General features: G+C 47.4%; 11 protein-coding genes. 5 read left to right on the top strand and 6 right to left on the bottom strand.

What is annotated here, in order from left to right:
• Positions 1-18 precede the first annotated feature (18 nt).
• Positions 19-282 carry a DUF4834 family protein gene (locus IEV19_RS00715; protein ID WP_188368788.1) on the bottom strand — a complete coding sequence of 88 codons (264 nt, stop codon included), beginning with the start codon at positions 280-282 and terminating at the stop codon, positions 19-21.
• A gap of 87 nt (positions 283-369) precedes the next feature.
• On the opposite strand from IEV19_RS00715, the gene IEV19_RS00710 reads away from it, so the two are divergent.
• The gene (locus IEV19_RS00710) at positions 370-1,407 is read left to right on the top strand and encodes a transporter (RefSeq protein WP_188368787.1); all 1,038 of its coding nucleotides are present in this window, start codon (positions 370-372) and stop codon (positions 1,405-1,407) included.
• A 105-nt stretch (positions 1,408-1,512) separates the two neighbouring features.
• Entirely contained in the window at positions 1,513-2,631 is a 1,119-nt protein-coding gene (locus tag IEV19_RS00705; RefSeq protein ID WP_188368786.1) for a GTP cyclohydrolase, read from the top strand.
• Between the two features lie 27 nt (positions 2,632-2,658).
• Here IEV19_RS00705 and capB read toward each other — a convergent pair whose 3' ends face one another.
• The 3 genes from capB to IEV19_RS00690 all read right to left on the bottom strand — a co-directional run bounded on the left by capB (position 2,659) and on the right by IEV19_RS00690 (position 7,205).
• The gene (gene capB, locus IEV19_RS00700; protein WP_188368785.1) at positions 2,659-3,918 is read right to left on the bottom strand and encodes a cysteate-C-fatty acyltransferase; all 1,260 of its coding nucleotides are present in this window, start codon (positions 3,916-3,918) and stop codon (positions 2,659-2,661) included.
• Between the two features lie 123 nt (positions 3,919-4,041).
• Entirely contained in the window at positions 4,042-5,082 is a 1,041-nt protein-coding gene (gene capA, locus IEV19_RS00695) for a cysteate synthase (protein ID WP_188368784.1), read from the bottom strand.
• 65 nt (positions 5,083-5,147) lie between these two features.
• Positions 5,148-7,205 (bottom strand): S9 family peptidase, encoded by a 2,058-nt coding sequence (locus IEV19_RS00690; RefSeq protein WP_229732438.1) that lies wholly within the window; start codon positions 7,203-7,205, stop codon positions 5,148-5,150.
• Between the two features lie 134 nt (positions 7,206-7,339).
• Between IEV19_RS00690 and IEV19_RS00685 the strand changes: the two genes are divergently transcribed.
• Both IEV19_RS00685 and IEV19_RS00680 read left to right on the top strand, forming a co-directional pair.
• Entirely contained in the window at positions 7,340-7,666 is a 327-nt protein-coding gene (locus IEV19_RS00685) for a YbaB/EbfC family nucleoid-associated protein (protein WP_188368782.1), read from the top strand.
• A 19-nt stretch (positions 7,667-7,685) separates the two neighbouring features.
• The gene (locus IEV19_RS00680) at positions 7,686-8,009 is read left to right on the top strand and encodes a YegP family protein (protein WP_188368781.1); all 324 of its coding nucleotides are present in this window, start codon (positions 7,686-7,688) and stop codon (positions 8,007-8,009) included.
• Here the strand turns inward: IEV19_RS00680 and IEV19_RS00675 are convergent.
• Positions 7,995-9,026, bottom strand: coding sequence for a threonine aldolase family protein (locus tag IEV19_RS00675; protein ID WP_188368780.1), 1,032 nt, complete (start codon positions 9,024-9,026; stop codon positions 7,995-7,997). The two genes, IEV19_RS00680 and IEV19_RS00675, sit on opposite strands and share 15 nt — an antisense overlap.
• Before the next feature lie 10 nt (positions 9,027-9,036).
• On the bottom strand, positions 9,037-11,433 hold the full coding sequence (locus tag IEV19_RS00670; protein ID WP_188368779.1) for a zinc-dependent metalloprotease: 2,397 nt from the start codon (positions 11,431-11,433) through the stop codon (positions 9,037-9,039).
• Between the two features lie 195 nt (positions 11,434-11,628).
• Here IEV19_RS00670 and IEV19_RS00665 point away from each other — a divergent pair, with 195 nt between their 5' ends.
• Positions 11,629-13,092 carry a circularly permuted type 2 ATP-grasp protein gene (locus IEV19_RS00665; protein WP_188368778.1) on the top strand — a complete coding sequence of 488 codons (1,464 nt, stop codon included), beginning with the start codon at positions 11,629-11,631 and terminating at the stop codon, positions 13,090-13,092.
• The last annotated feature ends 3 nt before the right edge of the window (positions 13,093-13,095 follow it).

The raw sequence follows: 13,095 nt of genomic DNA, 5'->3' as shown, positions 1-13,095 counted from the left end.
AGAGAATGAAGTGCTGGTTTATTCTATTTCCTCAAAGTCTATATACTCCCCTATCTTTTCTGAGGATGCTGGTTTCTTTTTTTTAGCCGGGCCTCTGATCTCACCATCACGTCCTGAAAACCTCGTCTCCCCATTTTCCCTGGCTTGCTCATAGGCCTTCTGGAACCTATCTCCTGTCTTTTTCACCGCATAACGGAAGAGCCTGGGAGCCAGAATTCTGCCGATGAGCCTCAACAGGAAATACACTCCGATAATGATCAGCAGTGTCTTTAAAAAACCCATAATTTATTTTGTAATTATATCAAAAGTACAATTCCAGCGTTGTATTAGCAGTACAAATGTCATAAAACTTTGATAAAATAGCACCAGATGGATGCAGCCTCAAGAACCAGCCGCGTACTGCCATTTCTGATAATCCTTTGTTTTGCCCTGCCTTTTTTTGGCTTTTCGCAATACACAGAAGTGATCAATTCTAATCGACCCGGCCTATCGGTTAGCGCCTATGCTGTGGGGACAGGAGTTGTCCAGATAGAGACCGGTCTGCTATACGAACAGCGGGATCACACGGACCTTTCCTGGGAATCTACCATCATGGGAGCTGATCTCGCACTGAGATACGGTTTTTTCAAGGAACAGCTGGAGGTCATTTACGAGGGTACTTATATTCAACAGGACATCACCTTCACAGCTTTTGATCTGAACGAAAAGAGAAGCGATTTTTCCAGGAACCGATTGGGAATCAAGTACCTCCTGTACGATCCCTTTAAAAATCCGGACAGAACCAAGCCCAATTTGTACAGCTGGAGGGCCAACAACAAATTCCAGCTGCGCGATCTGGTTCCTGCTGTCTCCGTATATGCAGGGGCGACCTTTAACCTGGGGGATAATCCTTTTTATCCTGAAGATCCCATCGTGGCCCCAAGGGCTATGGTAGCCACACAGAGCAGTCTGGGGCCTCGGTTGGTTCTGATCTCCAACCTGATCTATGACCGCATTGGCACGGATTTTCCAGAGATGGAATACCTCGTTTCCATTTCTCACGCCTTCAAGAATCCTAAATGGAGTGTTTTTGTGGAAAACCAGGGGATCAAAAGCGACCGGTATTCCGACATTCTCTTGCGAACTGGTATCGCCCATTTGTTCAGCAAGTCCTTTCAGGCCGATTTCAACATAGGTGCGAGTATTAAGAGTACTCCGAGCAGAATGTTTGGGTCTCTGGGGTTTTCATACCGCCTGGACTTCCACCAGGATCAGGTGATCTCCATCGACGACCAGAAAGCAGGGCAGAATGGGGATTTTATCAAAAGAAACGCTTTTAAGGACGATTCAGACACCAAGCTCCCCGGTATCTCGGAAAAGAAGATGAGAAAATTGCAGCGCAAGGCCAAAAAGAGGAAGAAGAACTGATCTTCTCTCTATATTCCCGAATACAGAAATTCCTTTAATTAATCATGTGCTGAGCTTTATTCTGTGCCCAATAATTCATATTATTGGTCATACAATTCGGGTTCTATGATACTTGTCAAAGAGGTGGTCAGCAAGTCTGATCTCAAGAAATTTGTCACCTTCCCTTTTTCCCTGTACAAGGATTCCCCTTATTGGGTTCCCCCTTTGATCCGTGATGAGATGGAGACCTTCGACCGAAAGAAGAACCCGGTCTTTGAACACGCCGAAGCATGGTTCTTCCTGGCTTATAAAAACGGAAAGATCGCAGGCCGAGTAGTTGCCATGATCAACTGGATCGAGGTGAATGAGCAAAAGATTCGGAAGATGCGGTTTGGCTGGTTCGATTTTATCGATGACCCGGAGGTTTCGGAAGCTCTTCTGGACAAGGTGGCAGAACTGGGAAAAGCCCACAACCTGGAATACATGGAAGGCCCTGTAGGATTTTCAAATCTGGACAAGGTAGGCGTCCTGGTCGAGGGATTCGACCATATCGGAACCATGGTCACCTGGTACAATCACCCCTATTACCAGTCGCATTACGAAAGACTCGGATTTGTAAAAGAAAAGGGATACGACGAAAGCAAATTCCCCAGAAGCAATGTGGATCCTGCCCTCTTTAAGCGGGTACATCAACTGATTAAGAAGAGATATGGGCTGAGGGAAATGAATTTTAAAAAGACCAGCGAAATCTTACCCTGGGTGGATAAGATGTTCGACCTGTTCAATGACACCTACGCAAGGCTCTCGTCATTTGTCCCTGTCACCCCGGTGCAAAAGGCGTATTTCAAAAAGAAGTATATCGGTTTTATCAACCCGGAATACATCAAATTTATCGTGGACAGCTCAGATCAGATCGTCGCTTTTGCCATTGTGATGCCCTCTTTCTCAGAAGCCCTTCAGAAAGCCAGGGGAAAACTGTTCCCTTTTGGCTGGTACCATCTTCTCAAGGCCAGGAAAAATAGCAAGGATGCGATCTTTTACCTTATCGGTATCCTGCCGGAATACCAGAACAAAGGGGTTACCTCCATCATTTTCAACGAGTATCACGACACTTTTGAGGAGAAAGGGGTAGAGATGTGTTACCGTACCCCTGAGCTCGAAGACAATATCCCGATCAAGCAGCTGTGGAAACACTTCAACCCGGAGGTCTATAAAAAAAGGAGGACCTATAAAAAGGCCCTCTGATTTTCAATTACTTAAACAGGGATACGCTTATTCTCCCATGGCCGCTGCGACAGCAGCAGACAACCTTTTATACGTTCCGTTTTCCAGTCTTTCCCGTATTGATGAGAAAGCGTCCAGAGTTATGGATATATCCTCCATGGTGTGGGTAGCGGTAGGTATCATCCTGAGCAGGATCAACCCCTTGGGTATAACGGGATACACTACAATAGAACAGAAGATTCCGTAGTTCTCGCGCAAGTCTTTCACCAGGGCCATAGCTTCGGGGATACTACCGTTCAGATACACAGGAGTGACACAACTGGAGGTGGTCCCTATGTCAAAACCGCGCTCCTTGAGACCTTCCTGCAGAGCCGTGACGTTCTCCCACAGTTTAGCCTTGAGTTCCGGCATGGTCCTGAGCATTTCCAGCCTTTTCAGTGCTCCTTTGACGTAGATCATCGGGAGGGATTTGGCGAACATCTGTGACCTGAGATTGTATTTGAGGTAGTCTATGATTTCCTTATCAGCGGCCAGGAATGCGCCTATACCTGCAAGAGATTTGGCGAAGGTGGCGAAATAGACGTCGATATCGTCCTGTACGCCCTGCTCCTCCCCTGCTCCGGCTCCGGTCTTGCCAAGGGTACCGAATCCGTGGGCATCATCCACCAGCAGCCTGAACTTAAATTTTTTCTTAAGGGTAGCGATCTCTTTGAGCTTGCCCTGTTCTCCCCGCATACCAAAGACCCCTTCTGAGATCACCAGGATACCTCCTCCGGTCTGCTCGGCCATTTTAGTGGCGCGCTCCAGGTTCTTTTCCAGGCTTTCAATATCGTTGTGCTTAAAGGTAAAACGCTTTCCCATATGAAGCCTTACCCCGTCGATGATACAGGCATGGGAATCGACGTCATAGACTATGATATCATCCTTGGATACAAGCGCATCTATGGCCGACATGATCCCCTGGTAACCAAAGTTGAGGAGATAAGCCGCCTCCTTATGTACAAAAGAAGCGAGTTCTTTTTCGAGTTGTTCGTGATGTACGGTATGCCCACTCATCATTCTGGCACCCATCGGATAGGCGGCTCCGTATTCAAGAGCTGCCTCACCGTCTACTTTTTTGATCTCAGGAAGATTGGCAAGCCCCAGGTAGTCATTTATACTCCAGGTAATCACTTCCTTGCCCTGGAACTTCATCCTGTTGGAGATCGGACCTTCTAGTTTTGGAAAAACGAAATAGCCTTCGGCCTGGGAGGCCCATCTCCCTAGAGGACCTTTATTCTCAATAATCCTGTCAAATAAATCTTTCATTTAACCCGTTTTGATTTGTGCAAAACTATGGATTTTATACCACGAATCATAAATTTATTTATGAATGAAAAAAGGCAGTGAATTGATCTTCCACTGCCTTCTGAATTTTTTTTTGAAAGGCTTTTATCTTATGATTTCTACCTTTTTCTGAGCGCTTTCTTCTACAGCATCCATGAAGCCCTGAGCTTCCATCCATTTGTCACTGTAGACCTTGCTCATATACCTGGATCCGTGGTCAGGAAAGATGATCACTACCCTGCTGCTTTCGGTAAATTCACCTTGCTCATGCAGTTGTTTGACCGCCTGCATGACAGCCCCTGAGGTATAGCCAGCAAAGATTCCCTCTTTCTTAGCGATCTCCCTTGCTGTATGGGCACTTTCACGGTCTGTTACCTTGATAAAATAATCAATCATGTCAAAATCCGTGGCTTCCGGAATCAAATTCTTCCCAAGTCCTTCTATCCTGTACGGGTAGATCTCGTTCTTGTCTATCTTGCCCGTTTCGTGATATTTTTTCAGGACAGAACCGTAGGCATCGACACCAATCACCCGTATTTCAGGATTCATCTCCTTGAGGAAGCGCGCAGTACCGGAAATAGTCCCTCCTGTACCGCTACAAGCTACCAAATGGGTGATCTGACCATTGGTCTGCTCCCATATCTCAGGCCCGGTAGTGCGGTAATGAGCTTCTGTATTCAACTCATTGAAATACTGGTTGATGTAAATCGAATCCTCTGTCTCCTCGTGAAGTCTCTTGGCTACCTCATAATAGGATCTTGGATCATCTGCACTTACGTGGGCTGGACAAACATATACCTGTGCCCCCATGCAACGCAGCATGTCTATTTTATCCTGGGACGATTTGGAACTCACGGCCAAAATACACTTATAGCCCTTAACTATGGCCACCATGGCGAGGCTAAAGCCGGTGTTACCTGAAGTAGTCTCAATAATAGTGCTGCCTTCCTTTAAGATCCCTTTGCGTTCTGCTTCTTCGATAATAAAGGCAGCAATACGATCCTTGGCTGAATGGCCGGGATTGAAAGATTCCATTTTAGCGTAGAATTCCCCCTTGAGATCCTGGGTGATCTGGTTGAGTTTCACCAGAGGTGTATTACCAATAAGATCGAGGATTGATTGGCAGGCTTTAATCTTTTTTTCCATAGGATAGGTTCATGAGCCTCCGGCCAGGCCGAAAACCCATGGGCAAAATTAACACTTTTTTTTGATTATTGAGTTTTTCCCTCTAAATCTAACAGGAAAGCGTATTCCTTGGCAGTCTCCTTCAGGGCTTCAAACCTGCCTGAGGCACCTCCGTGTCCGGCATCCATATTTGTATCGAGAAAAAGGAGGTTGTCATCCGTCTTATACTCCCTGAGCTTGGCCACCCATTTGGCCGGTTCCCAGTATTGCACCTGGGAATCATGCAGTCCGGTGGAAACATACATATTTGGATATGCCTGGGCTGCAACGTTGTCATAGGGTGAATACGACAGCATATACTCGTAATACACCGGATCATTGGGATTACCCCATTCATCGTATTCCCCTGTGGTCAGTGGGATAGAATCGTCCAGCATGGTGGTCACTACATCCACAAATGGAACCGCTGCGATCACACCGTGATAGAGTTCGGGGGCCATATTTACAATAACACCCATGAGTAAGCCTCCTGCAGAGCCGCCCCAGGCGTAGAGGTGTTCTTCACTTGTATATTTTTTCTCGATCAGAAACTTGGAACAATCGATAAAATCTGTGAAGGTATTTTTCTTGTTGAGCAACTTACCATCCTCATACCATGGTCTGCCGAGGTATTCTCCTCCCCTGACATGGGCAATGGCATAGATAAATCCGCGGTCGAGCAAGCTCAGCCTCACACTGGAAAAAGACGGGTCTATTGTACTGCCATAAGAGCCGTATGCATATTGAAGCAAAGGAGAACTGCCATCCAGAGGCGTATCCTTGTGATAAACCAGGGAAACAGGTACCCTGGCTCCGTCCCTGGCAGTGGCCCAAATTCTCTCAGAGCGGTAATTCTCCTCCCTGAATTTACCTCCTAGTACCTCCTCCTGTTTTAAAAGGGTCGCTTCTTTCGAAGACATATCGAAGTCGATGATGGAATAAGGCGTGGTCATCGACATGTAGATATACCTCAGCAATTGGGTGTCATAATCCAGGTTGATGTAGGGATAAGCCACATAGGTCTCATTATCAAATGGCAAATAGTAGGAATCACTACCATCCCAACGGGTTACTTTGATCTTGTTAAGGCCGTTGTCTCGCTCCGATACGACAAGGTAATCCTTGAAGATTTCGATATCCTCGAGAAGTACATCCTCCCTGTGAGGCAGATACTCCTCCCAGTTCTCAGAAGCCGTTGACTCCCTTGAGGTCTTCATCAACTTGAAATTAGTCGCCCCGTCCTTGTTTGTAAGGACGTAAAAATCGGAGCCAAAATGATAAATAGAATATTCGAGCCCCCTCGTTCTGGGAGAAAACACCTTGAATGTCCCCTGAGGATCATCTGCGCTCAGGATACGATATTCCGAGGTCAGGGTACTGTTCGACCCGATGATGATGTAATCCTGGGACTTCGACTTGTAGACGTAGGTGTTGAAGGTCTCGTCCTCCTCGTGATAGACCAGTTCATCCTCTTCTGCAGGTGTGCCCAGTACGTGCTTGTAGATCTTATCGGAACGGAGTGTGACGGGATCCTTTTTTGTGTAGAAAAGGGTTTTGTTATCCTTCGCCCAAACAGAACCACCGGTAGTATTATCGATCTTGTCAGGATACAGCTCTCCCGTCTCCAGGTTCTTGATCCTGATAAAGTACTGTCTGCGGGAAACGGTATCCGTTCCAAAGGCGGCCAGTTTGTTATCCGGACTTACCGAAATGCCCGTGAGTCTGAAGTATTCATGCCCCTCTGCAAGTTCATTGACGTTGAAGATAACCTCTTCTTCCCTTTCCAGGCTTTCCTTTTTCCTCGCATATACCGGGTATTCCTTTCCGGTCTCATAACGAGTAATATACCAGTACCCATTGCGCTTATAAGGTACAGAGGTGTCGTCTTCCTTGATCCTGGAGCGCATTTCTCTGAAGAGTGTATCCTGAAGGGCCAATGTATGGGACGTCATTGCCCGGTAATATTCGTTTTCCTCTTCCAGGAACCGGATCACCTCCGGATCCTCCCGGTCATTCATCCAATAGTAATCATCAACCCGGGTATCTCCATGTATCTCGAGGTTTATAGGTACTTTTTTCGCAACAGGTGGAGAGATATTGGCCATTTTTTCCTTCTGATTCTGACAAGAAAAGGCAAAAATAAGGGGAATTAAGAGAACGGAGGTTTTTTTTGACAAATACATAGCTGCTCAATAAAATCCGGGCAAATTAGTAAATTTGTAAGTCTAAACACGAAACTATGTTCGGAGATTTTATGGGAATGATGGGCAAGCTCAAAGAGACCCGCGCCAAGGTAGAAGCCACAAAAAAGCGCCTGGATACCGTTCTGCTGGATGAAAGTTCTGCAGATGGTGACGTTGAGGTAACTCTCACCGCAAACAGAGAGATCAGGAGTATAACCCTTGCCGATCACCTTCTTGAGGATAAAGAGCAATTGGAAGACCTGCTCGTGGTCACCCTTAACAAAGCGATCACGAAAGCAACGGGTGTACAGGAAGCTGAACTCTCTGCCGTTGCCAAGGAAGGTATGCCCAATATTCCAGGCATGGATTCCCTGTTTAAATAATCGAAGTAAAGACCTGGATGTGATTCGGATAAAAAAGGATAAAGACGACCAATACAGTTTTGTGGTCACTGCGAAAAGCGGGAATTCCCTTCTGCACAGCGTCCCTTTTGCTTCCCGGAAAGATCTAGACGATACCGTAAAACAACTACGCCCACTGGTCTCAAAAACAACCGTATTTGAGAGACAGACCAGTCATAACGGGAAGTTTCACTTCACATTAAAGAATCAGAATGGTGCGGTGATAGGCATGAGTAAACCTTATTCATCTGAGGCCGGGATGGAGAATGGCATTACGAATCTGAGAAACCGGATTACCTCCCTCGATTCATCAGAGATCGTTTAGGGTTTCAAGCGTCTTAAGGGTATGACGGTGCATCTCATCCGTGTAGTCCATATGGGTTACCATACGTAATTTCCCCTGCCCCATCCCAATGATCCTTATCTGTTTCTCAGTAAGCGCGTTGTGGAATTTATCACTGCTGCATCGGGCCTCATCTACCTGAAAGATGATAATATTGGTTTCAATGGGTTCCACCTGTTTTACATATGGCAGTTTCTGCAACTGATCTCCTAATTCCCTTGCTTTGATATGATCCTCCTCCAAACGGTTCAGGTGGTGATCCAGAGCGTAGATCCCCGCTGCAGCGAGGTAACCTGCCTGTCTCATCCCTCCGCCCAGTACTTTACGGACCCTAAGGGCTTTATCCATGAATGCTTTCTTTCCTACCAGAACGGAACCTACGGGACATCCCAGGCCCTTGCTGAGACAGACACTGACGGTGTCGAAAAGCTGTCCATAGGCTTTAGCTGTCTCCCCTTTGGCGACTAGGGCATTCCAAAGTCGGGCCCCATCCAGGTGGTATCCCAGTTGATGCCGGTCACAGATCTCACGGATCTCCTTTAGTTCCTCAAAATCCCAGCAGGCCCCACCTCCTTTGTTGGTGGTGTTCTCGATGCAGACCAGGGAGGTAAGCGGACTGTGATAGAAATCCGGTGGATTGATGGCTTCTTCCACCTGAGAGGCTTTCATCATGCCTCTGTGTCCATCAACCAGTTTGCAGGATACCCCGCTGTTAAAACTCACCCCTCCCCCTTCGTAATTGTAAACATGGGCGTATTTATCGCAAATTAGCTGGTCTCCCGGGTTGGTGTGTATCTTGATCGCAGTTTGGTTGGCCATGGTACCACTGGGAAAGAAAAGGGCCGAATCCATGCCGAATAAAGCTGCTACCTTTTCTTCCAGTGCGTTGACCGACGGATCTTCCTTGAAGACATCATCCCCCACCTCAGCAGACATCATAGCCTTCAACATGCCAGGTGTGGGCTTTGTTACCGTGTCACTAATAAGATTGATCTCCATATCCTCCGGTCTAAAATTGGGTACAGGACATCCCTATGGGTGAACCATCAGGGATCTTTGGGGATGAAATCACTTGAAAATCATCCCTCTCCTCATTAAATGCGTCAATACGCCTGACCATTTCCCGCATGTCGGGGTCGCCCGAAGTGACGAGCCACGACCTGAGTTGATTCAATGCCGCACCCGAAAGGGCATTGACCTGTGGGTGGACCTCTTTGTGAGCGGCGAGGTTCATCAGGTGCATAAGGACACGGTAATTCACGGTTCGCTGCACCTCAGACAGGTAGGCATCTTTATAAGATCTTTTGAGTGTGTTGTTAATAAGCTGATCCAGCAATTCTTTCAATCCCAATTGCTTCTCATCCACACTTTTCTGTTGGATAAGACGAGACGCCCTTTCCGGGTGAAGAAGGAGTGAAAGGGTCATATCGGCCGTTGTCTCCGCCGCCGAAAGAGCATCGAATGAAACCCCCGTCTTACCGTTAAAGGATTCCCGCGTACCGCCATATCCAATGGCACGCGGTGGAAATAGGGATAATTTTGAAGGGGGGATACTGATCACGGAAGCGTCCAGTGTTTGGAGGATGCTGTTCATTGCCTTTTTTTGCTGAGCCACAGGAACCGTACTTACGACCACCTGTCCATCCCCCTTCACAGCGTAGTTATAATCGAGTCCGCCCACTACCTTGGCAGCCGCTTCCGTTTGGTAGCGATGGAAAAAATACAGGGGAACGAAAACGTCCTCCAGAACGGTATTGGGCTCACCCGTTCTGATGTTGTCAATGGAAAAATTCTCGATGGCCTGTGAGCGGATGGCCAGCAATCGATCCAGCTCCTCACCGGCGTCCTTTCCGTTATCCCACAGATGCCCCAGTACATGGGCACTGCCCATGGGGCGTGAATCCTGGTCTGAAATATACCTGAGCCCCTCTTGATGAGATTTTTCCAATATAGCCTTCAATCCCTCCTTTTCGGAGACGCCCTCAGGAAAATGGGTATAGGAGTAGGCAACGGTTACCTTATCCCATTCCCCGATCCCCGTGTCATACGCCTGGGAAAAGTCGATCTCCCCATTTTCGAGGCGGATATAGGGATGAGGATAATCCATGACCGAAGCCCGGTTATTCGTACTGGCCGCAAAATTATGGGCAAAGCCCAGAGTGTGGCCTATTTCATGGGCTGATAACTGGCGGATCCGTGCCAATGCCAGGTCGAGCATTGCCTGTTCGTTGTCGTCCCTCTGCGCGAAGGGTCTGTCTCTCAGGGCTTGCGCGATTAGGAAATCCTGGCGAATTCGAAGGCTTCCCAGGCTTACGTGCCCTTTGATGATCTCCCCAGTCCTGGGGTCCGTAATGCTGCTGCCATAGCTCCAGCCCCGCGTCGATCTGTGCACCCATTGGATGACATTGTATCGGACGTCAAGGGGATCAGCATCGTCCGGTAGCATTTTAAGCTGGAAAGCATCCTTGAATCCTATGGCCTCAAAAGCCTGGTTCCACCATCTTCCCCCTTCGAGCAAGGCACTTCTGACGGGTTCAGGGGTACCGTTGTCGAGGTAGTAGATAATGGGCTCAACGGCTTCGCTGACAGGGGCGTCAGGATCTTTCTTTTCGAGCCTGTGCCTGGTGATAAAGCGCTTGACCAATGACTCCTGTACCGGGGTAGAATAATCGTAATAGCTAAAAGGGTAGGAACCCGACCTGGGGTCGAATTCACGCATATTATAACCCGAATCGGGAAGCTCGATAAAGGAGTGATGTTGTGAAACCGTGACCAGCTCCGGATTAGGGGTAACCGATCTGATATAATTTCCGGTGGGCTGCCCCTTAAAAGTGAGCATCAGGTCGAACTCAATATTCTTTGGAAAAGCCTTGGTGCGATCAAGATCGAAGGCACTTTTGCTTTTATCAAGGCTATAGCTCCCCTGTCCGCGACTTTTCAGGCGTTCACTTACCCCATGGGCGTCCTGCATCAGAAAATCGGTAAGGTCGATATAATACGTGCCATTGGTTTCCCCTTCGATCTTAAATCCAAAGAGAATGGATTTGGCAAAGGCCTGTTCTACTGATTTCTTTTCCAGGGCATTGTCCGTCAACGCCCTGTACTGCAGATTGGGCTGGATCAGCAGCAATTTGTTTCCGGCCTTTTTAAAGAATACAACTTGCTCATTACCAAGCTGTCCCCTGTCTAAGCCTATATCATTGCTTCCAATCCCACTGCTGAGGGAATACACATATAGAAACTCTTTATTGAGGTCTTTTACTTCGAGGTAGATCTTATCTGAAGAACCGTCGTAGTAAAATGGAAAGAATCCTTCGTATTTTTTAAATTCCTTGAGTTTCTCGGTGATCTGGCCGAAACCGGCAACGCAGGCAAGTCCGGCCAGCAGGCAAAGTGTTTTTTTCATCTTCAACGTTTGAGCGCTAAATTTAAAAACAAATAGGAGGAAACGCGTTCATCGCTCAAAAAATTCGCCCCTAAGATTTAAAAACCCATTTCTTCCATTGTGAAAAATGCAAAATTACCCTGTTATAATTGTTGATTTGGGGTTTCTATTTCTCCTAATTTCCGTTATATTTCCCTCTCATTAAGCACAAGTGCTATGGCTGCCAAGGACCATACAATTTTCTCATCTTATCAAAGGGATCCCGCACTCTTCGACGAACTCTATGACGAAAAAGGCGAGGTAAAAAATATCTACAAAACCCTCTTCGATCTCTATGGGTCACATTCCATAGAGGATTATATGCGACTGAACGAAAAGGCCAAGTCGTCCTTCTTTAACCAGGGAATCACTTTCCAGGTGTACGGGGATAAGGATTCACAGGAAAAGATCTTTCCGTTCGATCTGTTTCCCAGGATCATCGATCCTGCAGAATGGGAGGTGATCGAAAAAGGGGCCATACAACGCAGCAGGGCCCTGAACTTGTTCCTCTGGGATATCTACCACGATAAAAAGATCCTGAAACAGGGAGTGGTGCCCCTCGAACTGGTCAGTTCTTCGGAGAATTACCTGCATCAGATGATGGATGTCGACCCTCCGGGCGGGATCTATAACCATATTTCCGGAACAGACATCATCAAACACAATGACGGTAAGTATTATGTATTGGAGGACAATATTCGATGCCCGTCCGGGGTGAGTTATGTGATCAGCAACCGAACCGCCCTAAAAAGAGCCTTGTTCGGCGTATTCAACCATTACCAGGCCTACACGGTGACCAATTATGCGGAAAATCTGCTGGAATTGCTCGAAACGGTGAAACCTAAAGGAGTGGACAGCCCGAATACCGTGGTGATCACGCCTGGAATGTATAATTCGGCCTTCTACGAGCATTCCTATCTGGCCAAGACCATGGGGGTAGAACTGGTGGAAGGCAGGGATCTTTATGTAGAGAATGACTTTGTGTACATGCGCACCATAAAGGGGCCAGAAAAGGTAGACATCATATATAGAAGGATAGACGATCAGTTTATGGACCCCCTTGAGTTCCGTTCGGATTCAGCCCTGGGCGTCCCCGGTCTCTTTTCTGCTTATAAGAAAGGAAATGTCACCCTGGCCAATGCCCCGGGTACGGGAGTGGCCGATGATAAAGCTGTTTACACGTACATGCCCGAGATCATCAAATACTATTTGGACGAGGAACCTATCCTGAATAATGTGCATACCTACCATTGCAGCCGTAAGGAAGAATTGGCCTACGTACTGGAACACATCCCCGAACTGGTGGTAAAGCCGGTAGATGAAGCAGGTGGTTATGGGATCTCTATCGGAAATAAACTCACTAAGGAGGAAATCGAGAAGGTCAAGAAACAGATTGCGGAAAATCCCCGCAAATATGTCGCACAACCCATTATGTCACTTTCCGTGCACCCTACATATATAGACGAGACTAACTCTTTTGAACAAAGACACGTAGACCTCAGGACCTTTACGATCCTCGGCAAGGATAGGGAATTCGTACTCAAAGGCGGACTCACCCGAGTGGCGTTGAGAAGGGGGAATCTCGTGGTAAATTCTTCCCAGGGCGGGGGATCCAAAGACACCTGGGTTTTAAAACATTGACCA

This window comes from Muriicola marianensis (assembly GCF_014638095.1).
Taxonomy (GTDB): Bacteria; Bacteroidota; Bacteroidia; order Flavobacteriales; family Flavobacteriaceae; genus Muriicola; species Muriicola marianensis.
This window is presented reverse-complemented; position numbering and strand designations above follow the sequence as displayed.